This is a genomic window from Streptomyces roseicoloratus, assembly GCF_004117935.1.
Lineage (GTDB): Bacteria > Actinomycetota > Actinomycetes > Streptomycetales > Streptomycetaceae > Streptomyces > Streptomyces roseicoloratus.
Genome location: NZ_SDOY01000166.1, coordinates 66,269 through 89,598, shown reverse-complemented (window position 1 = coordinate 89,598; position 23,330 = coordinate 66,269). Strand labels below are relative to the sequence as shown.

18 protein-coding genes are annotated in these 23,330 nt (G+C 73.2%); 10 read left to right on the top strand and 8 right to left on the bottom strand.

What is annotated here, in order from left to right; all coding sequences use genetic code 11:
* Nucleotides 1–122: 122 nt before the first annotated feature.
* Nucleotides 123–509, bottom strand: coding sequence for a helix-turn-helix domain-containing protein (locus ESG85_RS29190; RefSeq protein WP_128984172.1), 387 nt, complete (start codon nt 507–509; stop codon nt 123–125).
* Entirely contained in the window at nt 506–778 is a 273-nt protein-coding gene (locus tag ESG85_RS29185) for a YkoF family thiamine-binding protein (RefSeq protein WP_164986348.1), read from the bottom strand. Before ESG85_RS29185 ends, ESG85_RS29190 begins: the two co-directional genes overlap by 4 nt.
* Before the next feature lie 141 nt (nt 779–919).
* Here ESG85_RS29185 and ESG85_RS29180 point away from each other — a divergent pair, with 141 nt between their 5' ends.
* The 3 genes from ESG85_RS29180 to ESG85_RS29170 all read left to right on the top strand — a co-directional run bounded on the left by ESG85_RS29180 (nt 920) and on the right by ESG85_RS29170 (nt 4,374).
* Nucleotides 920–1,753, top strand: a complete 834-nt coding sequence (locus ESG85_RS29180) for a TIM barrel protein (protein ID WP_128984171.1) — start codon at nt 920–922, stop codon at nt 1,751–1,753.
* A 65-nt stretch (nt 1,754–1,818) separates the two neighbouring features.
* Nucleotides 1,819–2,709, top strand: coding sequence for a 2-hydroxy-3-oxopropionate reductase (locus ESG85_RS29175; RefSeq protein WP_128984170.1), 891 nt, complete (start codon nt 1,819–1,821; stop codon nt 2,707–2,709).
* Nucleotides 2,710–2,916: 207 nt separating this feature from the next.
* Nucleotides 2,917–4,374 carry a catalase gene (locus ESG85_RS29170; RefSeq protein WP_128984169.1) on the top strand — a complete coding sequence of 486 codons (1,458 nt, stop codon included), beginning with the start codon at nt 2,917–2,919 and terminating at the stop codon, nt 4,372–4,374.
* A 301-nt stretch (nt 4,375–4,675) separates the two neighbouring features.
* Here the strand turns inward: ESG85_RS29170 and ESG85_RS29165 are convergent, their stop codons facing one another.
* The gene (locus ESG85_RS29165; protein ID WP_128984168.1) at nt 4,676–5,869 is read right to left on the bottom strand and encodes an MFS transporter; all 1,194 of its coding nucleotides are present in this window, start codon (nt 5,867–5,869) and stop codon (nt 4,676–4,678) included.
* A 59-nt stretch (nt 5,870–5,928) separates the two neighbouring features.
* Between ESG85_RS29165 and ESG85_RS29160 the strand changes: the two genes are divergently transcribed.
* A complete protein-coding gene (locus tag ESG85_RS29160; RefSeq protein ID WP_128984167.1) occupies nt 5,929–6,984 on the top strand; it encodes an ArsR/SmtB family transcription factor in 1,056 nt (351 codons plus the stop codon).
* Between the two features lie 42 nt (nt 6,985–7,026).
* Here ESG85_RS29160 and gcl read toward each other — a convergent pair whose 3' ends face one another.
* A complete protein-coding gene (gene gcl, locus ESG85_RS29155) occupies nt 7,027–8,814 on the bottom strand; it encodes a glyoxylate carboligase (protein WP_128984166.1) in 1,788 nt (595 codons plus the stop codon).
* A gap of 266 nt (nt 8,815–9,080) precedes the next feature.
* Between gcl and ESG85_RS29150 the strand changes: the two genes are divergently transcribed.
* The 3 genes from ESG85_RS29150 to ESG85_RS29140 all read left to right on the top strand — a co-directional run bounded on the left by ESG85_RS29150 (nt 9,081) and on the right by ESG85_RS29140 (nt 11,851).
* A complete protein-coding gene (locus tag ESG85_RS29150; protein WP_219825225.1) occupies nt 9,081–10,271 on the top strand; it encodes a hypothetical protein in 1,191 nt (396 codons plus the stop codon).
* Between the two features lie 68 nt (nt 10,272–10,339).
* Complete coding sequence (locus ESG85_RS29145; RefSeq protein WP_246095358.1) at nt 10,340–11,128, top strand: TIGR04222 domain-containing membrane protein; 789 nt, start codon at nt 10,340–10,342, stop codon at nt 11,126–11,128.
* A 57-nt stretch (nt 11,129–11,185) separates the two neighbouring features.
* Nucleotides 11,186–11,851, top strand: coding sequence for a GNAT family N-acetyltransferase (locus tag ESG85_RS29140; protein ID WP_128984165.1), 666 nt, complete (start codon nt 11,186–11,188; stop codon nt 11,849–11,851).
* Here ESG85_RS29140 and ESG85_RS29135 read toward each other — a convergent pair.
* The gene (locus ESG85_RS29135; RefSeq protein ID WP_128984164.1) at nt 11,799–13,409 is read right to left on the bottom strand and encodes an AMP-binding protein; all 1,611 of its coding nucleotides are present in this window, start codon (nt 13,407–13,409) and stop codon (nt 11,799–11,801) included. The genes ESG85_RS29140 and ESG85_RS29135 overlap by 53 nt on opposite strands.
* Nucleotides 13,406–15,103 (bottom strand): AMP-binding protein, encoded by a 1,698-nt coding sequence (locus tag ESG85_RS29130; protein WP_128984163.1) that lies wholly within the window; start codon nt 15,101–15,103, stop codon nt 13,406–13,408. The genes ESG85_RS29135 and ESG85_RS29130 overlap by 4 nt, the downstream gene beginning before the upstream one ends.
* Before the next feature lie 111 nt (nt 15,104–15,214).
* Between ESG85_RS29130 and ESG85_RS29125 the strand changes: the two genes are divergently transcribed.
* On the top strand, nt 15,215–16,027 hold the full coding sequence (locus tag ESG85_RS29125) for a helix-turn-helix transcriptional regulator (protein ID WP_128984162.1): 813 nt from the start codon (nt 15,215–15,217) through the stop codon (nt 16,025–16,027).
* A gap of 17 nt (nt 16,028–16,044) precedes the next feature.
* On the opposite strand, the gene ESG85_RS29120 is transcribed toward ESG85_RS29125, so the two are convergent.
* Nucleotides 16,045–17,166 carry a winged helix DNA-binding domain-containing protein gene (locus ESG85_RS29120; RefSeq protein WP_128984161.1) on the bottom strand — a complete coding sequence of 374 codons (1,122 nt, stop codon included), beginning with the start codon at nt 17,164–17,166 and terminating at the stop codon, nt 16,045–16,047.
* Between the two features lie 151 nt (nt 17,167–17,317).
* On the opposite strand from ESG85_RS29120, the gene ESG85_RS29115 reads away from it, so the two are divergent.
* Both ESG85_RS29115 and ESG85_RS29110 read left to right on the top strand, forming a co-directional pair.
* Nucleotides 17,318–18,022 (top strand): effector-associated constant component EACC1, encoded by a 705-nt coding sequence (locus ESG85_RS29115; protein WP_342781431.1) that lies wholly within the window; start codon nt 17,318–17,320, stop codon nt 18,020–18,022.
* The gene (locus ESG85_RS29110; protein WP_128984159.1) at nt 18,019–22,461 is read left to right on the top strand and encodes a WD40 repeat domain-containing protein; all 4,443 of its coding nucleotides are present in this window, start codon (nt 18,019–18,021) and stop codon (nt 22,459–22,461) included. The genes ESG85_RS29115 and ESG85_RS29110 overlap by 4 nt, the downstream gene beginning before the upstream one ends.
* A 169-nt stretch (nt 22,462–22,630) precedes the next feature.
* Here the strand turns inward: ESG85_RS29110 and ESG85_RS29105 are convergent, their stop codons facing one another.
* Nucleotides 22,631–23,266 carry a hypothetical protein gene (locus tag ESG85_RS29105; RefSeq protein WP_128984158.1) on the bottom strand — a complete coding sequence of 212 codons (636 nt, stop codon included), beginning with the start codon at nt 23,264–23,266 and terminating at the stop codon, nt 22,631–22,633.
* Nucleotides 23,267–23,330: the final 64 nt, after the last annotated feature.

Below are 23,330 nucleotides of genomic sequence, written 5' to 3'. Positions count from 1 at the left end.
CGGACGGGCTGCGGATAGCTAACGCCCTCCGCAACACCACGTCAACACTTTGTTGAAAACTCGGTGACACAAAAGCCGCCGTCCCGGCATGTGGACGACGGCTTTCGGCGAGAGATGATCAACTAGCCGTTCCCGGAAGACTTTTCCCTGCTCAGGGCCGTCTCGCGGTTCAGGTAGTTGTACACGGTGAAGCGGCTGACGCCGAGCGCGCCGGCCACCGTCTCCACGCCGTGGCGCACCGAGAAGGCACCTCGTGCCTCGAGTATCCGCACGATCTCCTGCTTGCTCTTGCGGTCGAGCCCGGAGAGCGGCATCCCGTGCCGCCGCTCCATGGCGGCCAGGATGTGGTCCAGGGACTCCGAGAGCTGCGGCAGCCGTACGGCGAGGACGTCCTCGCCCTCCCAGGCGAGCACCACGTCGTCCTGCTCCGCCTGCTCCGGGCCGAGCAGCTCGGCGCCCATCGCGTCGACCAGCGGTTTCACCGCCGCGACCAAGGGATGCTCGGTCATCTTTCCCCCTCACCGTCCTCGCCGGCCCCGCCGCCGATCACGTTCACCTGGAGCGAGACCCGGGTGGCCCCGGCCGCCAGGGACTTGCGCAGCAGCTCGTCGACCGCGGTGAGCACCGCGTCCGCGCCGCCCTCGGCCGTGTTGCCGAAGGGGCCGACGTCGACCGCGTCCAGCTCGGCCGACTGAATGACCTCCCGGGCCACGACCGCGTGCGCCGGCGCCTCGTCGAGGTCGAACGGCTCGGTCGTGAACTCCACTCTCAAACGCACCATGCCCCCACGCTACGGCCCGTGCGGGGCCCACGGGAGCCCCGGACCTGCGAGGTCCTCTTGACAAGTCGGCCGCCCGGATAGCAACCTTCCACCAGACAGAAACTTACTTCCGCAATACGGAAGGAGCGCCGACCCCTCATGGGATACACGGACCAGCGCTTCGATGTGAACCTGTCGATCCTCTTCACGGAACTCCCGCTCCTGGAGCGCCCCGCGGCCGCCGCCGCGGCGGGCTTCACCGCGGTCGAGCTGTGGTGGCCCTGGATCGACACCGCCACCCCCGACCAGAGCGAGCTCGACGCCCTCAAGAAGGCCCTCGAGGACGCCGGCACCCAGCTGGTGGGCCTGAACTTCTATGCCGGCCGGCTCCCCGGCCCGGACCGCGGCGCGGTCTCCGTGCCCGGTGAGGAGTCGGACCGCTTCCGCGCCAACATCGACGTCGCGGCGGACTTCGCCGCCTCGGTGGGCTGCAAGGCGCTGAACGCGCTCTACGGCAACCGCGTCGAGGGCGTGGACCCGGCCGTCCAGGACGAGCTCGCCCTGGAGAACCTGGTGCTCGCGGCCCGCGCGGCCGACCGGGTCGGCGCGATCCTGCTGATCGAGACGCTCAACAAGCCGGAGTCCCCGCTCTACCCGCTGGTGAGCGCGCCGTCCGCGATCGAGATCGTCGACAAGGTCAACGCGGCCACCGGACTCGGCAACGCCAAGTTCCTCCTCGACATCTACCACCTGGCCATGAACGGCGAGGACGTCAGCCAGGTCATCGCCCGGTACGCCGACAGGACCGGTCACGTCCAGATCGCCGACATGCCGGGCCGAGGCGCCCCGGGCACCGGCGAACTGCCGCTGGAGCAGCTCCTGGACGAGCTGACGAAGGCCGGCTACGACGGCTTCGTGGGCCTGGAGTACAAGGCCGCCGACGCCGCCGCGTCCTTCGGATGGTTGCCGACCGAGGCGCGCGCCGCCAAGTAAGTCCGGGCGTTCCGCCAGGCACTCCCCGACCTTTTCGTACGAAGCTTCAGAGAAGGACCCTCCCCATGAGCACTCTCCCCAAGGTTGCGTGGATCGGTCTCGGCATCATGGGCTCCCCCATGTCCGAGAACCTGATCAAGGCCGGCTACTCCGTCACCGGTTACACCCTCGAGCAGGACAAGCTGGACCGCCTGGCCGCCGCCGGCGGCGCCGCGGCCGGCTCGATCGCCGAGGCCGTCAAGGACGCCGACGTGATCATCACGATGGTCCCGGCCTCCCCGCAGGTCGAGGCGATCTCCTACGGCCCCGAGGGCATCCTGGAGAACGCCCGGGCCGGCGCGCTGATCATCGACATGTCGTCGATCACCCCGCAGACCTCGATCGACCTGGCGAAGAACGCCAAGGAGAAGGGCATCCGCGTCATCGACGCGCCCGTGTCCGGCGGCGAGGCCGGCGCCATCGAGGCCGTCCTGTCGATCATGGTGGGCGGCGAGAAGGCCGACTTCGACGCGGCCCTGCCGATCCTCGAGGCCCTCGGCAAGACCATCGTCCTGTGCGGCCCGCACGGCTCCGGCCAGACGGTGAAGGCCGCCAACCAGCTCATCGTCGCCGTGAACATCCAGGCGTGCGCCGAGGCCGTGGTCTTCCTGGAGAAGTCCGGCGTGGACCTCAACGCCGCCCTCGACGTCCTCAACGGCGGTCTGGCCGGCTCCACCGTGCTGACCCGCAAGAAGGACAACTTCCTGAACCGGGACTTCAAGCCCGGCTTCCGGATCGACCTGCACCACAAGGACATGGGCATCGTCACCGACGCCGCCCGCAACGTCGGTGCGGCCCTCCCGGTCGGCGCCGTGGTCGCCCAGCTCGTCGCCTCGCTGCGCGCGCAGGGTGACGGCGGTCTCGACCACTCGGCCCTGCTGCGCGCCGTCGAGCGCCTCTCCGGCCAGCAGGTCTGACCCGCGCCCGCCTCGGGGCGGGCCCCAGATTTCCGGACGGCGGCGGCGCTGACAACTGTCCTGTCGCGCCCAGGCGCCGCCGCCGTCCGGAACACCAGACTTCATTTTCAACAAACTGTTGACGTTGTTCGTGGGGCGTCCTTACGCTCCAGAGCACTCCCACCAGTCAGCAGTGCAGCTCCCCGTACGGAAGGTCGACCCGACACCATGGCCAAGCGTGTGCTTACGACCGAGTCCGGCGCCCCGGTCGCCGACAACCAGAACTCCGCCACCGCCGGCGTCGGTGGCCCCATCCTCCTGCAGGACCAGCACCTGCTGGAGAAGCTCGCGCGCTTCAACCGCGAGCGCATCCCGGAGCGCGTGGTGCACGCCCGCGGCTCCGGCGCGTACGGCTACTTCGAGGTGACGGACGACGTCACCGCGTACACGAAGGCCGCCTTCCTGTCCGAGGTCGGCAAGAAGACCGAGCTGTTCCTGCGCTTCTCCACCGTGGCCGACTCGCTCGGCGGCGCGGACGCGGTCCGCGACCCGCGTGGCTTCGCGGTGAAGTTCTACACCGAGGAGGGCAACTACGACCTCGTCGGCAACAACACCCCGGTGTTCTTCATCAAGGACCCGATCAAGTTCCCCGACTTCATCCACTCCCAGAAGCGCGACCCGTTCACGGGCAAGCAGGAGGCGGACAACGTCTGGGACTTCTGGGCCCACGCCCCCGAGGCGACCCACCAGGTGACCTGGCTGTTCGGCGACCGCGGCATCCCGGCCTCGTACCGCCACATGAACGGCTACGGCTCGCACACCTACCAGTGGACCAACGAGGCGGGCGAGGCCTTCTTCGTCAAGTACCACTTCAAGACGAACCAGGGCATCCGCTCCCTCTCCGCCGAGCAGGCCGCCGAGCTGGTCGGCAAGGACGCCAACTCGCACCAGACCGACCTGCTGCAGTCCATCGAGCGCGGCGTGAACCCCTCCTGGACCCTCTACGTGCAGGTCATGCCGGCCGCCGAGGCCGCGGACTACCGCTTCAACCCGTTCGACCTCACCAAGGTGTGGCCGCACGCGGACTACCCGCTGCAGCGCGTGGGCCGCCTGGTCCTCGACCGCAACCCGGACAACGTCTTCGCCGAGGTCGAGCAGGCCGCGTTCTCCCCGAACAACTTCGTCCCGGGCATCGGTCCTTCGCCGGACAAGATGCTCCAGGGCCGTCTCTTCGCCTACGCGGACGCCCACCGCTACCGCCTCGGCGTCAACCACACCCAGCTGCCGGTCAACGCCCCCAAGGCGACGGTGGCGGACAACTACGGCCGCGACGGCTTCATGGCCACCCGCAACGGTTCGCGCCACGACAAGAACTACGAGCCCAACTCGTACCAGGGCCCGGCCCAGACCGACGCCGCGCTCTCCGCGCCGCTCGCGATCCACGGCTGGACCGGCACCCACGCGGCCCCGGCGCACGTCAAGGACGACGACTTCTTCCAGGCCGGTGAGCTCTACCGCCTGATGTCCGAGGACGAGAAGTCCCGTCTGGTGTCCAACATCGCCGGCAGCCTCTCCCAGGTCGCCCGCGAGGACGTCATCGAGAAGAACCTCGCCCACTTCGCCGCCGCCGACGCCGAGTACGGCCGGCGCGTCGAGGAGGCCGTCCGCGCCCTGCGCGAGGACTGAGCCTCGACACCCCGACTGCGTACGGCACCTGACGGGAGGTCAGTGTCCGTACGCGGTCCGGATCGCCGGCCCGGATGAGGGGTGGCCGGTAACCCGGACAGCGTGAGGACCGCGGTGGCGCCGAGCCAGTGCGGTGGTAAGGGCCTGCGGCTCCCCTTCTTGACCTGAAGGAAGGGACCGGCCGCAGCACCCGTCGGCACCACCGCGGTCCCAACGCCCCCCTTCTCGCACGGAAGGGGGCCAGTCTCCGCCCGGCGGCGCGAACGTCCTGTCGCGCCAGCCTCGCGCCGTCGGGCGGTCATCAACGAGAGCGCGGAACCAGGTTTACGGTCCCTGGTTCCGCGCTCTTCCCTTTGCCGGCCGACGCCAGGGTCACCGCGAGCGAGGTGACGGCGAGCAGGGTCATCGCCGTGGTGGTCGAGGCGAGTTGGGCGAGGCCGCCGGCCAGGGTCGCGCTCAGGCCCTGGAGGGTGAGCATGCCCGAGGAGTGCAGTCCGAGCGCGTGACCGCTCAGCTCGTCCGGCACCAGTTCCACGAGCCGTTCCTGGTACAGCAGGCTCGCCGCGTAGCCGACCGCGGAGACCGTGACGGCGGCGAGGGCGAGCGGCAGCGCGGGGCGCAGGAAGAACAGCAGGTACGGGGCCGCCAGCAGCATCTGCAGCGGCGCGGCGAGGCGGCCCCGCCACCGATCCGGTACGAAGCGGCCGACGGCGGTGTCGCCGGCCAGCATCCCGGCGCCGGCACAGACGAACAGCAGCCCGGCGTGCTCGGGGTCGTACGGCACGAAGAGCGATTCGCAGCCGACGACGAGCCCGTTCGGCACCCAGAGCGCGACGTAGACGCGACGGCGCTCGGGCGAGGACCACAGGCGGGCGTTGGTCCGCCAGGTCTCGGCCGGCGAGGGCCGCCCGGAGGCGCGCGGGGCACGCGCGGACAGTCCGCCGCGGGCGAGCAGCGCGGCGGCCAGGTAGAGCGCGGCTCCGGTCAGCAGGGTGCCGCGGGCCGAGAGCAGCGCCAGCAGCAGACCGCCGGCGGCGAACCCGGCGATCTGGCAGACGCCGACGGACATGTTGAGCACCGAGCGGCCGAGGAGACGGCGGTCCCGGGGCAGGATCTCGTTGAGCAGTCCGCCGCGCACCCCGTTGCCGACCGAGCCGGTGAGCCCCTGGACGAAGAGGAGCGAGAAGGTAGCGGCGAGCGGAAGGCCGGGCAGGGCCTGGGCGGCGGTGCCGGCCGCGAAGACCAGGGCGACGGCGGTGAGCGCCGTGCGCGGGGGCAGCCGGTCGGCCGCCGCGAGCAGCGTGGTGGCGCCGACGAGCTGGGCGAGCGCCGGTCCGAACATGGCGAGCGCGGCGAGCAGCGGCGAGCCCGTGGCGCGGAAGACCAGTGTGGCGAGGCCGAGGCCGGCCACCGTCTGCGCGGCGGCGGACGCGGCGCCGCCGAGGAAGAGCGGCGTGAATTCGGGGACGCGGAAGACATCGCGGTAGCGGGGCATGCCGCGGAGTCTCGGCGGGCGCGGTGCGGCCCCGTTATTGTTTCGCGGGGAGGCGAAACGTGGGCTGGTGGCGGATCGGTGCGGACGCGCTCGCGAGCAGCAGGTTCGTGGTGTCGCCGCTGGCGGAGACCGTGGCGGCCCTGAAGACCCTGCACGGGGCCGGGGGCGCCCATCCGGGCGAGCGGGCCTGGCTGGCCGGCCATCTGCCCGCGTACCGGGCACGGCTCGCCGCCGAACCGCTCGACGCGCTCCTGGTCCGCGCCGCCATCGGGCCCACCTGGAACGCGGACTTCCTCACGCCGACGCCGCTCGGCGAGGGGGAGCAGTCCTTCGAGGACGAGGTCGTGGCGGTCCGGGAGGCCGAACCGGGCGACGCCGTACCGCAGTTGGAGGTGGCGGTGGGCGGGCCCGTACCGGAGCCGCTGCGGGCACGGCGGAACCTGCCGCGGCGGATGGCGGAGGTCCTGGAGTGGGTGTGGCGGGAGACGGTGCTCCCCGACTGGCCGCGCCGGCGGCGGATCCTCGAGGCCGATGTGGTGGCGCGGACGGCGCTGCTGAGCCGGGCCGGCTGGGCGGCCGCGCTCGACGAGCTGTGCCCGGGCAGGATGCGGTGGCTGGGCGACGGGCGGCTCCAGATCAACACCCGTGACTACCCGCCGCGTTCGATCGGCGGAGGCCGTCTGCTGTTCGTCCCGGTGACACCGGACACGGGCTGGGCGTCCTGGGAGGGCTCGGAGCGCTATGCCGTCGTCTACGCGTGCTCCGGCGCCCTGGCCGACGTCACGGGGCCGGTCGTGCCGGAGGCGCTCGGCGCGCTCCTGGGCCGCGCCCGCGCCGGGGTCCTCGTACGGCTCGAAGCACCCAAGTCCACCAGCCAGCTGGTGGCCCTGACCGGGCAGGGCCTGGGGTCGGTGGGCCGGCATCTGAAGGTGCTGCGCGACGCCGGTCTGGTGCGGCGCGGACGGGCCGGCCGGTCGGTCCTGTACGAGTGGACGGACGCGGGCGCGGCCCTCGTGGCGGCACAGGAAGGCCCCCGCCCCGGTGCTCCTCGGGGCGGGGGCCGTCTCACGGCCTCGCGAGCGGGGTCCCGGCGCGGTCCCGGGACCGCGCCCTGACGGGTTCCCCGGTCGGCCCGGACCTCAGGTGCGGGTGCCGGGTCAGACCTTCAGGGCCTTGATCGCGGTGGGCGCGTGGCCGGGCTCGGTGGCCAGGTCCTCGAACTCGGTGACGTCGCTCATGTCGACCGTCTTGCTCATCGCGATGTTGGTGATGCGCTCCAGGATCGCCTCGACGACGACCGGGACCCGGTACTCGACGGCCATCTTCTTGGCCTGCTCCAGGGCCTCGCCCAGCTTGCTCGGGTCCTCGACGCGGATCGCCTTGACGCCCAGGCCCTCGGCGACCTTGACGTGGTCGACGCCGTAGACGCCGATCTCCGGGGTGTTGATGTTCTCGAACTCGAGGTTGACCTCGAAGTTGATGCCGAGACCGCCCTGCGCCTGCCGGATCAGACCGAGGTAGGCGTTGTTCACGAGGACGTGGACGTAGGGGACCTTGTGCTGGGCGGCGACCGCCAGCTCCTCGATCATGAACTGGAAGTCGTAGTCGCCGGAGAGGGCGACGACCGGGGTCTCCGGGTCCGCGGTGGCGGCACCGATGGCGGCCGGGATGGTCCAGCCGAGCGGGCCGGCCTGGCCGCAGTTGATCCAGTGGCGCGGCTTGTAGACGTGCAGGAACTGGGCGGCGGCGATCTGCGAGAGACCGATGGTGGTGACGTAGCGGGTCTCCGGGCCGAAGGCCTTGTTCATCTCCTCGTAGACGCGCTGCGGCTTCATGGGGATGTCGTCGAAGTGCGTCCGGCGCTGAAGGGTGGCCTTGCGCTCCTGCGCGGAGGCGGCCCAGGCGGAGAAGTCCGGCAGCTTGCCCGCGGCCTTCCACTCCTTCGCGATCTCGACGAAGAGCTCGAGGGCGACCTTGGCGTCGGAGGCGATGCCGTAGTCGGGCGCGAAGATCTTGCCGATCTGGGTGGGCTCGACGTCGACGTGGACGAACTTCCGGCCCTTGGTGTAGGCGTCCATGTTGTAGCCGGTGTGGCGGTTGGCCCAGCGGTTGCCGATGCCGAGGACGAAGTCCGACTCCAGGAAGGTCGCGTTGCCGTAGCGGTGCGCGGTCTGGACGCCGACCATGCCGGCGGCGAGCTCGTGGTCGTCCGGGATGGTGCCCCAGCCCATGAGGGTGGAGATGACCGGGACGTTCGTGAGCTCGGCGAACTCGACCAGGAGGTCGGAGGCGTCGGCGTTGATGATGCCGCCGCCGGCCACGATCAGCGGGCGCTCGGACTCCAGGAGGAAGGTCAGCGCCTTCTCGGCCTGGGCGCGGGTCGCGGACGGCTTGTAGACCGGCAGCGGCTCGTACGTCTCCGGGTCGAACTCGATCTCGGCCAGCTGGACGTCCAGCGGGAGGTCGATGAGGACCGGGCCGGGACGGCCGGAGCGCATCAGGTGGAAGGCCTGCTGGAAGACGCCGGGGACCTGCGCGGGCTCCAGGACGGTCGTCGCCGCCTTGGTGACCGGCTTGGCGATCGAGGCGATGTCGACGGCCTGGAAGTCCTCCTTGTGGAGCTTCGAGGTCGGGGCCTGGCCGGTGATGCAGAGGATCGGGATCGAGTCGGCGATCGCCGAGTACAGGCCGGTGATCATGTCGGTGCCGGCGGGGCCGGACGTACCGATGCAGACGCCGATGTTGCCGGCCTTGGCCCGGGTGTAGCCCTCGGCCATGTGGGAGGCGCCCTCGACGTGGCGGGCGAGGGTGTGGCTGATCCCCCCGACGTTCTTGAGCTCTCGGTAGAAGGGGTTGATCGCCGCGCCGGGCACACCGAACGCGTTGGTGACGCCTTCGCGCTTGAGGATCTCAACGGCCGCTGCGGCGGCGGTCATACGAGGCATGGGAGTGCTCCTGCTTCGGCCAGGGGGACACAAGCGCGCCGGGGCTCCGGCGGGGCCTCGACGGCTTGTTTCCATAATGCGGAAGTACTGTTCTGCTATACGGAAGCAATGTAGGTGGGTCGATGGAGAAGCGTCAAGAGACGTCCACGGGAGAGGCCCTCCGGGAGGTCTCGGGGTGGAGGTCCGTCGCGTGATGGCCGAAGTTCCTCCCCTGGACGACCGAATTGGTGGAGCATGGGACCGCACGACGCAGGAGGGGGTTCGGAGTGGCTGAGTCGGTACAGGTGCGCTGTCCGGAGTGCCTCCGCACCCTTCGGTACGCGGCACCCGCGTTCCCCTGCTCCTGCGGCATCCCGATCGCACCCCCGGTGATCCCCGGCGCCGACGCCGTGCCCGTCACCCACCGCAACTGGTCCGACGAGTGGGTCACCGTCCGCTGCCCCGCCTGCACCCGCACCTCGGACTGGCCCCACCCGGAGGCGGGCTGCCCGTGCGGGGCGGTGCTGCGGGTGGCGGTGAGCCCGGCGGAGCCGGCCGCGACGGGGCCGGGCACCGGTGCCGGCGTCGATGCCGGCGGTGGCGCTGACGCCGGTGCTGGTGCTGGTGCTGGAGGCGCTTTCGGCACCGGTAGCGCCGGCAGCACCGACCACCCTGTGCCTGACGCGGCCGTCCCCGCCCAGCGGGGTCCGGCGGCCCCTCCCGTCACCCCTCCCGCCCCCGCCGAACCCTCCACCCCGGCCGCACCACCTGCGGCAGCGGTCCCGCCCCCGGCGGTGGCGCACCCGGCGGCCCAGCCCGCCGAGGAGCGTCCGGCCGGTGCGCGCACCGGGGAACGCCCCGCCACCGCGGGACCCTCCACCGCGGGCCCCGCCCCCTCCGGACCCGCCCCCTCCGGACCTTCCACCGCCGGCCCCTCGGCCACCAGCGCGGACGGCCCCGCCCGCGCCGAGGCCGGTGCCACCGCTCCCGTCGGGAGCTCCCCGTTCGCCGATCGTCACCCTTCCCCGCCGGCCCCGTCCGCCCCGCCGGCCCCACCCGCCCCGGCGCACACCGGTACCGGCCCCGAGGCGGCCCGGTCCGCGTTCCGGCCGGTCACGATCAGGACCGCGCGGGACGCCGTCGCCGCGTCCGCCGGGTACCTGCGCTGGCTGGGCTTCCGCGACGTCGTCCAGCCGGAGGAGCGCTCGGCCTCCGCCGTGGACCTGCGGGGCCCCGGGCTCGTGGCGCAGGTGGATCCGAGCACCCGGCCCACCGGGCTGCGGGCGGTGGAGTGCCTCTGGCTGAACGGGCTCAGCAGCTCGGCGGTGAGCGTCTACTTCTCGCTCGCCGGGTACACGCCGGAGGCCCACGAGCGCGCGGACGGCCTCGGCATCCCGCTGTTCGTGCTCGACCTCACCGGCACCCCGCAGCCGGTGAACCCGCCCGCCGGCGAACTCCTCACCTCCGGCGCTCCCTAACAGTTTCGGCCATTCGCACGTGACGACCGCCGCTCCCCCGGGCACAACTCCTTCGGGGGGTGGACACCATGACGACGGGGATGTGGTGGTTCCTTGGGGTAGCGGTCGCCCAACTCGTGGCCGCGGCCGTGCTGTTGCGTGTACGCAGCCAGGATCGACCGGAACTGCCGCCGCAGGCACTGGCGTTGCTGCGCGGCGGGCCGCGGGCGGCGGTCGTCGTGGCGCTCGTGGCGCTGCACCAGCGCGGCGCCGTCGCGGCCGGGCGGCGGGGCACGATTCGCGCCAACGGCGGCGCGGGCAGCACCCGCGATCCGCTCCAGCTCGGCGTGCACCGCTCGCTCCAGCGGGCCCTCACGCTCAGGCTGCTGGCGACCCGGCCGAAGGCCCGGCAGGCGCTCGACGCGCTGCGCGCGGAGCTCGGCAGGGCGGGACTGCTCCGCCCGCCCGGGCGGCTCAGGACGGCCCGGGCGCTGCTCGTCTGCGTCCCGCCGACCGTCGCCGCGGGGCTCGTCGCGACCGGTGTGTCCGGACCCGCGCTGGCCCTCGGCGCGGTCCCGGTGCTCGCGGCCGGGGCGCTGCTCGGCGTGCCGCCCACGACCCGGGCCGCCCGTCGGCTGCTCGACGCCCTGCGCGCCCGGCACCCGCTGCCCGCGCGTCGCCAGGAGGTCACCGAGGCCAGGGAGGTGCTGCTGTACGTGGCGTTGTACGGCGATCCCGCGCTCACGCTCTTCCTGCCGCACTTCTCCCGGGACGGCGGGCTGCTCGGCCACCGGGCGCACCGCGAGGACGGCTACGCGACGGGCCGGGGCCGCAACCCGGAGAACGGGTTCACCTGCCCGGGCGCGACGCCCGACTGAGGCGGGCGGATCGGGCCGCCTTGACGCGCCGCCGCCCCGGTCGCGCCATACTGGCGTATGCGCATCCGAGTGGCCGTACCGACCGAACTCCTCCTGCTCCAGGACATCGAACGCGCCGCGGGCGAGGCCTTCCGTCCCCTCGGCATGGCGGAGATCGCCGACGACGACCCCCTGCCGCTGGACGTCCTGGAGAGCTACCGCCGCGCGGGCCGGGCCTGGGTGGCGGTGGACGCGACCGACCGGCCCGTCGCGTACCTGCTCACGGACACCGTCGACGGCGCCGCCCACATCGAACAGGTCTCGGTGCATCCGGACGCCGCCCGGCGCGGCGTCGGCCGTGCGCTGATCGAGCACCTGGCGGGGACGGCACGCGAGCAGGGCCTGACGGCACTGACCCTGACCACCTTCGCCGAGGTGCCGTGGAACGCCCCGTACTACACCCGGCTCGGCTTCCGCCGCCTCGACGAGGGCGATCCCGCCCTCACCGGGGGACTGCGCGCCATCGCCCGGGCCGAGGCGGCGCACGGTCTCGCCGCCTGGCCCCGCGTGTGCATGCGCCGCGAGCTCACGCCGGCGGACGCGGGCGGCCCCGCCGAGACCGCCGGTCCGCGCGCCGCCGCCGGCCCGCGCACCGCCACCGCGCCGTGCGCCGTCGGCCCGCAGCGTCCGCTCAGCCCGCCGCGTACCGCTCCCGCAGCTCCACCTTCCGCACCTTCCCGCTGACCGTCATCGGGAACTCGCCGAGGATCTCCACCCGGCGCGGCACCTTGTAGTGGGCGAGGCGGTCCCGGCAGAAGGCCGTGATCTCCTCCAGGGTGGGCGGGTCGGCCGGGTCGCGCGGGATCACGCAGGCCAGGATCTCCTCGCCGTAGCGCTCGTCCGGCACGCCCACGACCTGGACGTCGGCGACCTTGGCGTGCCCGTACAGGAACTCCTCGATCTCGCGCGGGTACACGTTCTCGCCGCCCCGGATGATCATGTCCTTGATGCGGCCGACGATCCGGACGTAGCCGTCCTCGCGCATCACGGCGAGGTCGCCGGTGTGCATCCAGCGGCCCGCGTCGACGGCCTCGGCGGTCTTGGCGGGCTCGTCCCAGTAGCCGAGCATCACGCCGTAGCCGCGGGTGCACAGCTCACCGGCCGTGCCGCGTTCCACCGTCAGGCCGGTCGCCGGGTCGACGATCTTCACCTCGACGTGCGGCATCACCCGGCCGACGGTGCCGGTGCGGCGCTCCAGGTCGTCGTCGCGCCGGGTCTGGGTGGACACCGGCGAGGTCTCGGTCATGCCGTAGCAGATGGACACCTCGGACATGTTCATCTCGGCGACCACCCGCTTCATCACCTCCACCGGGCAGGGCGAGCCCGCCATGATGCCGGTGCGGAGCGAGGAGAGGTCGTACGAGGCGAAGTCGGGCAGGTCCAGTTCGGCGATGAACATCGTCGGCACGCCGTAGAGGGAGGTGCAGCGCTCCGCCTGCACCGCGCGCAGGGTGGCGGCCGGGTCGAAGGAAGGGGCCGGGATCACCATGCACGCGCCGTGCGAGGTGGCGGCCAGATTGGCCATCACCATGCCGAAACAGTGGTAGAAGGGCACCGGGATGCACACCCGGTCCTGCTCCGTGTAGGCGATCATCTCGCCCACGAAGTAACCGTTGTTGAGGATGTTGTGGTGGGAGAGGGTGGCGCCCTTCGGGAAGCCGGTCGTGCCCGAGGTGTACTGGATGTTGACCGGGTCGTCACAGGACAGCGGCGCGGGCGTGACGCCCTCCGGTGCCGTACGGGCGAGGAGTTCGTCCCAGGTCGGGTCGCCGAAGTAGACGGCCTCCCGCAGCGCCGGGCAGGAACCGCGCACGCGCTCGACCATGGCGCGGTAGTCGCTGCTCTTGTGGGTGAGCGAGGCGAACAGCAGGGAGACCCCGGCCTGGTTGAGCACGTACTCCAACTCGTGGGCGCGGTAGGCCGGGTTGATGTTGACCATGATGGCGCCGATGCGGGCGGTGGCGTACTGCACGAGCACCCACTCGGCGCAGTTGACCGCCCAGATGCCGACCCGGTCGCCCTTGGCGACGCCGCTGCCGAGCAGCGCGCCGGCCAGCCGGTCGACGTCGGCGCCGAACTCGGCGTAGGTCCAGCGCCGTCCGGTCGGCAGGTCGACCAGCGCCTCGCGGTCCGGCCAGGCGGCGACGGCCCGGTCGAGGTTGGCCCCGATGGTGTCGCCGAGGAGCGCGGTGTCCGACACCCCGTGCGCGTACGAGAGTCCGGCGCTGCCGCTGCGGCTCATGCGAGGTCTCCTTCGGTGTACTCGGTGCCGGTGTCGCCCTGGGCCGTGAGCCTGCGCAGCTCGACGCGGCGGATCTTGCCGGAGACGGTCTTCGGCAGGTCGGCGAACTCGATGCGGCGGATCCGCTTGTAGGGGGCGAGCACCTCGCGCGAGTGCGCGAAGAGCGCCTTCGCCGTGTCGGGGCCGGGTTCCCAGCCCGCGGCGAGGACGACGTACGCCTTCGGGACGGCGAGCCGCAGCGGGTCGGGGGCGGGGACGACGGCGGCCTCGGCGACGGCCTCGTGCTCGAGCAGCGCGCTCTCCAGCTCGAACGGACTGATCTTGTAGTCACTGGCCTTGAACACGTCGTCGGCCCGCCCGACGTAGGTGACGTAGCCCTCCTCGTCCCGGGAGCCGATGTCGCCGGTGCGGTAGTAGCCACCGGCCATCGCCTCGGCCGTACGCTCCGGGTCGCCGTGGTAGCCGGTCATGAGGCCCACCGGGGCCTCGGACAGGTCGAGGCAGATCTCGCCCTCCTCGACGTCCGGCCGCCCGCTGACCGGGTCGACGAGGGTGACCCGGAAGCCGGGACTCGGACGGCCCATGGAGCCTTCCTTGAGCCGCTGACCGGGGCTGTTGGACACCTGCACGGCGGTCTCGGTCTGGCCGAAGCCGTCCCGGATCGTGACGCCCCAGGCGCGCCGCACGCTCTCGATGACCTCGGGGTTCAGCGGCTCGCCGGCGGCGACGACCTCGCGCGGCGGGGTGGTCAGCCGGCCGAGGTCGGACTGGATCAGCATGCGCCAGACCGTGGGCGGGGCGCAGAAGCTGGTGACGCCGTGCCGGTCCATCTCCGCCATCAGCCGGGCGGGGTCGAAGCGGGTGTAGTTGTGGATGAAGACGGTCGCCTCGGCGTTCCACGGGGCGAAGAGGTTGGACCAGGCGTGCTTGGCCCAGCCGGGCGAGGAGATGTTGAGGTGCACGTCCCCGGGCCTGAGGCCGATCCAGTACATGGTGGCCAGGTGGCCGACGGGGTACGAGGTGTGGGTGTGCTCGACGAGCTTGGGGCGGGCGGTGGTGCCCGAGGTGAAGTAGAGCATGAGGGTGTCGTCGGCCCGGGTCGGACCGTCCGGCTCGAAGGCCGGCGGCTCCGCGTGGGCGTCCTCGTAGCGGAGCCAGCCGGCACCGGCGCCGCCGACCGCGATGCGGGTGTAGTCGCCGGGCACGTCGTCGAACTTGGCGGTGTCCTCCGCCCGTACGAGCACGTGCCGGGCACGGCCGCGGTCGACGCGGTCGCGCAGGTCGGCGGGGCCGAGGAGCGGGGTGGCGGGGATGACGACGGCCCGCAGCTTCATCGCGGCGAGCATGGTCTCCCACAGCTCGGCCTGGTTGCCGAGCATGACGATCACGCGGTCGCCGGCGCGGACGCCCCGCGCCCGGAGCCAGTTGGCGACCCGGTTGGAGCGCGCGGACATCTCGGCGAAGCCGACCTTCACCTCGCTGCCGTCCTCCTCGACGATGTGCAGCGCGGTGCGGTCGTTGCCGGCGGCGATGACGTCGAACCATTCGAGCGCCCAGTTGAACCGCTCGGGGCGGGGCCAGGCGAAGCCCGCGTAGGCGGTCTCGTAGTCCTCGCGGTGCTCGAGCAGGAAGTCGCGGGCGGCCCGGAAGCCTTCCGTCGCTTCCGTCGGCTCCGGCGCGCTCGTTGCGGTCATGCGTCCTCGTCCTCCTCGTTGCGGGACCGTGCCCGGACATCGTGTAATCGGTGACCCAGGTCTCACTACCCCCGTTCGGGGGGAGATCGCGCATGGCGACGAGGAGGTCCGGTGCCCGAGCAGAACGAGTCGGTGGACGGCGACGTGCGCGGCGCCCTGCTGCGGCTGCGCCGCGGCACCGGTCTGCAGGTGGTGTTCGGCGGGCTGCTGCACCCCGGCGGCGGCGCGCTGCGGATCGCCGAGACGAGCGGGGCGGTGACGCCGGCGCTCGTCGGGCTGACGGTCTCGGCGGGCTCGGGTCTCGGTGGGAAGTGCCTGGCCCTGTCCCGGCCCTGCGCGGTCACGGACTACCCCTCGGCCCGGCACATCACCCACGAGTACGACGGCCCGGTGTCGATGGAGGGGCTCCGCTCGGTGATCGCGGTGCCCGTCGTGGTCCGCCGGCAGGTGCGCGGGGTGCTGTACGGGGCGCTGCGCGACGCGCTGCCGATCGGCGAGCGGGTCTTCGACGCGGCGGTCGCGGCCGCCCGGGACGTGGAGCAGGCGCTCGCCGTACGGGACGAGGTGCGGCGGCTCGTGGCCGAGCGGGAGGAGATGCGCCAGGCCTACGGGGAGCTGCGCGAGCTGGCGCCGGGCGTGACCGACCCGGAGCTGAGGGCGCGGCTGCTCGCGGTGTGCGGCCGCCTGGAGTCCGCGTCGTCCGCCGCCGGGGCGGCCCGGGTCCCGGAGGTGGCCCTCACCCCGCGCGAGACGGATGTGCTGGCGGCGGTGGCGTCGGGCGCGACGAACGCGGCGGTGGCCCGGCGGCTCGGCCTCAGCCCGGAGACGGTGAAGGGCTATCTGCGCTCGTCGATGCGCAAGCTGGGCGCGCACAACCGCCTGGAGGCGGTGGTGGCGGCCCGCAGGGCGGGCGCGCTGCTCTAGGTGTTCCGTCCGGCGGATCAGGGACGGGTGGCGTGGACGATCTCGTACGGGACGTCGCGCGGGCCGAGGAGGCGCAGGGTCCGCTCGGCCTCGGCGGTGAGCTCGGCGCGCTGGGTGCGGGTGGTCCGTCCGAAGGCCTCGACGGTCAGGACGGTCCGGTCCCTGCCCTCGTCCAGGTGCCAGATCCCGGCGAGGAACCCGTCGAGGAGGAAGACCCGGTGGGCCTGGTTGCCGGTCCAGGTGCGGGAGCGGTACGCGGCGGGGACGACCCGGGTCCGGTCGGCGTGGGACAGCAGCAGGTTGTCGAACTCGGGCAGGAGGCGGGCCGGGGCGGGGGTGTCCGCGTCGGGACGGGGCGCGTCGGGCAGGTCGAACAGCTCGGTGCCGCGCTCGTCGCGGAAGACGAGGAGGCCGGGGCGGAGCCGTTCGAAGGCGGGCCTGAGCCGGGTGAGACCGCACCAGGCCTGCATGTCCCGGACGGAGGCGGGCCCGAAGGCACCGAGATAGCGCAGCACGGTCTCGTCGAGGTCGGCGGGGTCGTCGTCCACGGTGCCCGGGAACCACTGCCGGGCGGTGGTGAGCGCGACCTGCCCGCTGCGCCCCCAGAGCCCGCGGGGCGTGACCTGGACCAGCGGGAGCAGGCAGCGGGCGGCGGCGCCGAGGGCCTGCGGGTCGGCGTCGGGCCATTCCCGGAGCAGATGCGCGCGCAGCTCCTTCAGGGTGCGGGGCTGCTCCTCCACGTAGTCGGCGGAGAGCGCGCCGAGCCGGTCGAGGTCGACGCCGTCGAGCCGCTTGAGGAACATCCGCAACTCGCGATCGACGGCCCCGTCCTGGACGAGGCGCCGCAGGGCGACGGCGTCGTCGGCGGTGTGGGTGTGGACGGTGGACCGCAGCGTGACGATCCGGGCGACCTTCCGGTCCTCCATCAGGCGGGACAGGTCCTCGGGCCGGAAGCCGTCGAGGCGGGCGGCGAGCGCGTAGTACGGCGGCTTGGTGTTCTGCGCCTGCAGCCCGACGAGATGGCGCACCGCCCACTCGGCGGAGCCCGGCGCGAACCGGAGCAGCAACTGCCGGTCGAGGGTGGCACGGTTGAGTGCGCGGTCGGAGAGGACCGGGGGCGTGGTCGTCGTGAGGGCCATGGAGGCACGCTAGCGAGGATTGCGGACAGAGTGTGTCCGCGACCCGGAGTCGCTCACCGTTCCCGGCCCTCCCCCGCTGTGCCCGATTCGCTCGACGTCCTGCGAGACCCGCGAAGGTGCCGTCTCGCGTGCCCGCCGGAGGAGACCGGCGATGCCGTGGATGCCGCCGGCTTCCGCGCAGGGCATCGCCCCGGGGAAGGGTGGTCGGAACCACCGAGTGCGGCGGCCGCGGTCGTCCTACCCTATGGGCATGGTCATGGACATACGCATAGCGGTAGTCGGGGAAGGGCCGGACGACGCCCACGCGTTACTGCGGTGGCTGCAGGCGGAACCCCTGCTGCGCGGGCGGGTTCGAAGCCGAGCGGCACACACCGAGCCATCGGGCGGTGCCATGGGCATCGCGACGGACGCCCTGCTCGCGGTGCTGGCCCCCGGTGGGGTGGCGGCCGTCTTCGCGGGAGCGGTCGTCGCGTGGGCGCAGACGCGCCGGGGCAGCCAGACGATCACCATCACCCGCCCCGACGGCACGGAGATCAGCATCTCCGCGACCCATGTGCGCGGGCTGAACGCCCAGCAGACGACCGACCTGGCCCGTCGGTTGGCGGAGGACGTGGCGGGGGTGAGCAGGCCGGCCGACTCCGCCGACGACGACCCGCCCGCGGACGTGCGGCTTCCGGCCCCCAGCGCGGGCTCGGACGATGCCGTGCGGACCGTCGAGACGAGGACGGGGCCGCGTATGCCGCTCGAGAGCGCCCGGGATGACGGCCGCCAGGATGACGGCGACCGCGTCTCCGGCCCGCGTGCGGAGCCCGGCCGCCCCGTCGCCCCCCGCGACGACGCTCCGCACACCTCGTGACCGTCCACGAGCCGCCCACGAGCCCTGATGCCCTCGCCGCGCCGGGAGTCCACGCGGTCCTCGTCGGTACCGGGCATCACATCGCCGGCTCGGCACTGCCGGACCTGCCGTCCGTCGACACGACACTCGACGACCTGCAGCGCGTGCTGCACGCCGTCTGCGGAATGGCCGAGGACCGGGTCCACCGGATTCCCGCCGACGCCCGTCCCGAGGATGTCGTCGCCGCCGTGGAGCGGGTCGTCGACGAAGCCACCGGCGTGGTGCTCCTCCTGTACACGGGGCACGGGCTGCTCGGACCCGGGGACGAGCTCTATCTCGCCACCCGCACCAGCCGCTCCGCCGAGCAGGTGGCCGGCGCTGTGCCGTACCACACGCTCAAGGGGCTCCTCAGCCGCGCGGCCGGGGGCAGCGTGGTGATCCTGGACTGCTGCTTCTCCGGGCTGGCCGCCGCGCCCGACGACGGCGGCCGGCCGGCCGGCCCGTTCGTCTCCGTGCGCCCCAGCGGCAGTTTCCTGCTCAGCTCGGCCTCGTACCTCGCCCTCTCCTACGCGCCCGAGGGCGAGCGCCACACGCTGTTCGGCGGACAACTCCTCCGACTCCTCGAGTCGGGCGACCCCGCCGGCCCGCCGCTGCTCACCCTGGATCATCTGCACACCTCGCTCGCGCGCACGTTCAGGGACGGGCCCGTTCATCCGCGGCGGCAGAGCGAGGGGACGCTCGACAAACTGGTCCTCGCCCCCAACGCCGCCTATCGCGCCGCCTCCGGCCCGGACGACGTCCCACCGGCCGACGTGCCCTGCCCGTACCCGGGCATGAAGCCCTTCCCGGCCGAGGAAAGCGGCTACTTCCACGGCCGGGACGCGCTCGTCGAGCAACTGACCGCCCTGGTGGAGAGTGACGCCCCGCACCCGCTGGTCCTCGTGGGCGCGTCCGGTGTCGGCAAGTCGTCGCTGCTGCGGGCCGGGCTCCTCGCCCGCCTGGACCGCCGCACCGAGCCCTGGCCCGTCCTCCTGCTGCCCGCGCCCGGCCCGCGGCCGATGCACACCCTGGCCGACCTGTGGGCGCGGGCATCCGGCCGGGATCCGAAGGAGGTGCGCGCCGCGCTCGACCGTGGTCGCCTTCCGCCGCCCCGGCCCGATCGCCCGGCGTGCCGGCTGCTGATCGTCGACCAGTTCGAGGAGGTCTTCACCCGCTGCCACGACGCCAGGGAACGCGCCCGCTTCATCGGTCTCCTGACCTCGCGGCGCCAGGAAGGGCCGCACGTCGTGCTGAGCCTGCGCGCCGACCACTACGGCAGCTGCCTCGACCACCCGGAGCTCGTACGGGCCCTCGACCACCACCGGCTGAACGTGCCGCCGATGACCGAAGCCGACCTGCGGGCCGCTGTCGAACGGCCCGCCGCCACCGCCGGACTCGGTCTTCAGCCCGGCCTCACCGATCGTCTCCTGCACGACCTGAGGGGCGGCCCGGAAGGACAGGCCGGGCTCCCCTTCCTGGCCCACGCCCTGCGCGAGACCTGGTTGCGTCGCAGTGGCGCCACCCTCACCCTGGCCGGCTACCAGGCCACCGGAGGCATCTGGAAATCCGTCACCACCACGACGGACAAGCTCTACCAGGGCCTCGACCCCGCCGGGAGAACGGCCCTGCGCACACTGCTGCTGCGGATGGTGCACGTCGGCCCGGACGCCTCCCAGGACGCGGTACGCCGCCGGATCCCGATCGACGAGCTGTCGCCCGCGAGCGGGCGCGGCCTCCTCGACCGGCTCATCGACGCCCGGCTCGTCAGCCTCGACCAGGACAGCGCCCAGATCTCCCACGAGGCGCTGCTGCGCGCCTGGGGCAAGCTGCGGAACTGGATCGACGAGGACCGCACCGAACTCGTCCTCCGCCGTCAGGTCGCCGACGCCGCCGACGCCTGGGAGGACGCCGACCGCGACCAGGCGTATCTCTACCGGGGGACGCGTCTGCAGGGTGCCCGCGACCTGCTGGAGCGCGGCCGGCTGGACCGCCCCTTGGACGGCGACTTCGTTCGCGCCGGCAGTGTGGCGGCCGACGCGGAACGACAGCGGGAGGCCCGCCGCACACGGCGGCTGAAACGCACGCTCGGCGGGGCGGTGCTGGCGCTGTGCGCGGCACTGATCGCCACGGGTCTGGCGTACGAGCAGCGTTCCCAGGCCCGCGCCCATGGCGAGACCGCCCGGAACCGCCAACTCCAGGCAGCCGCCCGCGCGAACATCGGTGGCGACCCGAGAGCGGCGCTGCTGCTCGCCGTCGCCGCGTATCGCGATGCCCCTTCACCGGAGAGCAGGGCCACGCTGACGGACGTGCTGACCGGAACGCAGTACGCGGGCTCCGTCGAAGCGCCGGGCGGCGCAGCGGTCGACTCGCTGGCCTACAGCACGGACGGCCGGACGCTGGCGGTGGGTGGGGGCAAGGGTGTCGTCGGACTGTGGGACGCCTCCGACCCCGGTGAGCCGTCGCGGTTGGCCGAGGTCGTGGCAAAGGAGTCCTTCTTCCTGGGGAACCCCACGGTATGGATCGGCGACGGCACGTCCCTGCTCCTCACCGGTGCGGACCCGGCCGCCGCCGTGGGCGGGTTCTCGCTCGCGGACCGGAACCGCCCACGGCCTCGGGGCATGGCGCCGCTCCCGATGCCGGGGACGATGGAGCAGTCGCAGTTCAGCCCGGACGGCCGGTCGCTGGCCACCTCCACCGTCGGGGAGACACGGCTCTGGTCGGTGGTGCCGGGGCGCGGCACCGTCCGCGCCCGCGCGTCCATCCCCCAGCGGAAGAGCAACGTCCAGGCGATGGCCTTCGGGCCGGACGGCGCCCTCCTGGCACTGGGCCGGCAGGACGGGAGCGTGGAACTGTGGGACGTCGGGGACCCCGACCGCCCACGGAGCCTCGGTGCGCTGGACGGCACCGGCGGTCCGACGCGCTCCTTGGTCTTCGGCCGGGACGGACGCACGCTCGCCGTCGCGTCCCGCGACGCCCAGGTCCGCTTGTGGGACGTCACCCGGCCTGCCGACGCCCGGCGTACCGCGGTGATCAGCGGTCACGGCGGCTCGGCGGAGGCCGTCGCGCTCAGCGAGGACGGCCGCCTTCTCGCCGTGGGAAGCACGGACCACACAGCGACCCTGTGGGACATCTCCGGGGCTCTGCCCGTCCGTTCCGCCGTCTTCACCGGACACGACACCACCGTCTCGGCACTGGCCTTCGCGCCCGACGGTCGCACCCTGGCCAGCGGTGACCCCAACGGCTCCGTGTTCTTCTGGTCGCTGACGGATCGACTGACCCCCACGGTGGCCGCACGGCACGTCTCGCCGTCCGTCCGGAGCCACTACCCGTGGTTCGAGCAGGGCGTCCCGCACGCCCTGGCCCCCGAGGGACGACTGCTGGCCGTCGCCACCGGCGAGCGCGGGCTGAGTCTGATCCCTCTGACAGGACGCTCCGCGGGCCGGCCGGCAGGTGTGGTCCGGACAGAAGCGCCGGGGAGCCTCACCTACGGCGGACAGAACTTCTCGGCGGACGGTGGGCGCCTCGTCACCCAGGGTCCGCGGAACGTCCTGACCGTGTGGAACGTGAAGGACCCCGGCCGCCCGGTCCGGGAGTTCCGACGCGACTTCGGCCCCTCCGACTCCTTTCTCCCTCTGAGCGTGTCGGTGTCGGGGAACCTGATGGCGGTGGGCGGGCACCAGGAGGTCACCCTGTGGGACCTCGCCCGGCCCGGTACGCCCCGGCGGCTGGGCACCGTTCCGGGGAAGCACGAGAAGGTCCTGCTCGACCCCGACGGCCGGGTCCTCGCGGTCGGCTCCACGTTGTACGACGTCACCGACCCGCGCGCCCCCGCCCGGCTGTCGGCCCTGCCCACTCCCGACGGGGGCTCCGGCCCTCTGCACGCCAAGCCGCACGCCTTCGCTCCCGACGGCAGGACGCTCGTGGTGGGCAAGCTCAGCGGATATCTCTACGACGTGTCCGACCCCGTGCGGCCCAGGTTCCTGTCCCCGCTCCGCAACAGCCGGGGCGAAGGGCCGTACGCGTTCAGCCGGGACGGCGGACTGCTCACGGGCGGCGGCCCCGGCACCCAGGTGCTCGTGTGGGACGTGGCGGACCCCGCCGCGCCGCACCCCGTCACGTCGCTCACGCTGGACTCGACGGCCGAGGCGCTCGCCGTCTCGTCCGACGACGCCTTCCTGACCACGTACAACGAACCGGGCACGACCGTCCGCTGGAACATCGCACTCCTCGGCGCCACGCTCCGCGATCCCGTCAGCCGCGCCTGCCGTCTCGCCGCGGCCAACCCCACCGCCGCCGAGTGGGAGGCCATGGCACCGGGCATACCCTTCCGGCGCGTCTGCCCCGGCCTCGCTCCCGCGCCCGCCCCGCCCACCGGCGCGTTCCCCTGGGTCACCCCGGCTCCGATCCCTGCCGGAGACTGACGCGGACGTGCCCGCGCCCTCGGCGGGGGCACCCTCGCGGCGAGCCACCGCCGGCGGGCCGCTCTGCCGGTGCCCGGGTGCGGGGAACGGCGCCCTCGGCGGCCTGGCCCCGATCGGCGCCAACTGGTGGCACGGCCCGTGTGGTTCGCCCGGCCGGGTCCGGCAGGTCTCAGCGCCTGCGGGCGCGGGTCCGGCGTACGAGCACGCCCGCCGCGGCGCCGACGAGGGCGAAGCCGGCCAGGCCGGCGAGGGACCAGCCGACCGCGCTGCTCGCGCCGTCGGCCTTCGGGCTCGCGGAGGGCGAGGGCGTGGCCGGAGCGGCGGTCGGGGTCGGCGTGGTGGTCGCCGTGGGCGCCGTCGTGGGGGCCGGGGCGGATGCGGTGGGCGGGTTGTGGGTGGTGGGGGGCGAGGGGTCGACCACCGGGACCGAGACCTCGGCCGCGGCCTTGCCGAGGGCCGGGAAGCCCACGTCGACGGTGACCTTCCAGGTGCCGGGGGCGAGGGTCTCGGCGGTGCGCCAGGCCTTGCGTGAACCCGGGTCGCGGACCAGCACCCACGGGCCCATGGAGCGGGAGCCGTCGGGGCTGGTCGCGTTCACCGTGGCGGCGACGGACTCGTCGACGGCGTCGCCGTCGTTCTCCCAGGTGATCTCGGTCGTGACGTGACCGTCCCGCTGGCCGGTCACCACCACCTTGATCGTGTCGCCGTGGGCCTGGGCGGACGTCGGCAGGGCCAGGACCTGGGCGAAGAGCATGAGCAGGAGGCCGAGGCCCGTGCCGGCGCGGAGGGCGCGGTGTGTACGCATCGTCGTGGTGCTCCTGGTGCGTGAGTGCACCGCCGTGCGGGGCGGTGCGGTGCGGGGCTGTGCG

Coding starts and splice junctions, on each gene's coding strand:
- gcl (WP_128984166.1), bottom strand. CDS start 8,814: ATGCCTCGTATGACCGCCGCCGCAGCGGCCGTTGAGATCCTCAAGCGC.
- ESG85_RS29135 (WP_128984164.1), bottom strand. CDS start 13,409: ATGAGCCGCAGCGGCAGCGCCGGACTCTCGTACGCGCACGGGGTGTCG.
- ESG85_RS29170 (WP_128984169.1), top strand. CDS start 2,917: ATGGCCAAGCGTGTGCTTACGACCGAGTCCGGCGCCCCGGTCGCCGAC.
- ESG85_RS29130 (WP_128984163.1), bottom strand. CDS start 15,103: ATGACCGCAACGAGCGCGCCGGAGCCGACGGAAGCGACGGAAGGCTTC.
- ESG85_RS29105 (WP_128984158.1), bottom strand. CDS start 23,266: ATGCGTACACACCGCGCCCTCCGCGCCGGCACGGGCCTCGGCCTCCTG.
- ESG85_RS29140 (WP_128984165.1), top strand. CDS start 11,186: ATGCGCATCCGAGTGGCCGTACCGACCGAACTCCTCCTGCTCCAGGAC.
- ESG85_RS29180 (WP_128984171.1), top strand. CDS start 920: ATGGGATACACGGACCAGCGCTTCGATGTGAACCTGTCGATCCTCTTC.
- ESG85_RS29165 (WP_128984168.1), bottom strand. CDS start 5,869: ATGCCCCGCTACCGCGATGTCTTCCGCGTCCCCGAATTCACGCCGCTC.
- ESG85_RS29190 (WP_128984172.1), bottom strand. CDS start 509: ATGACCGAGCATCCCTTGGTCGCGGCGGTGAAACCGCTGGTCGACGCG.
- ESG85_RS29145 (WP_246095358.1), top strand. CDS start 10,340: ATGACGACGGGGATGTGGTGGTTCCTTGGGGTAGCGGTCGCCCAACTC.
- ESG85_RS29115 (WP_342781431.1), top strand. CDS start 17,318: ATGCCGTGGATGCCGCCGGCTTCCGCGCAGGGCATCGCCCCGGGGAAG.
- ESG85_RS29175 (WP_128984170.1), top strand. CDS start 1,819: ATGAGCACTCTCCCCAAGGTTGCGTGGATCGGTCTCGGCATCATGGGC.
- ESG85_RS29120 (WP_128984161.1), bottom strand. CDS start 17,166: ATGGCCCTCACGACGACCACGCCCCCGGTCCTCTCCGACCGCGCACTC.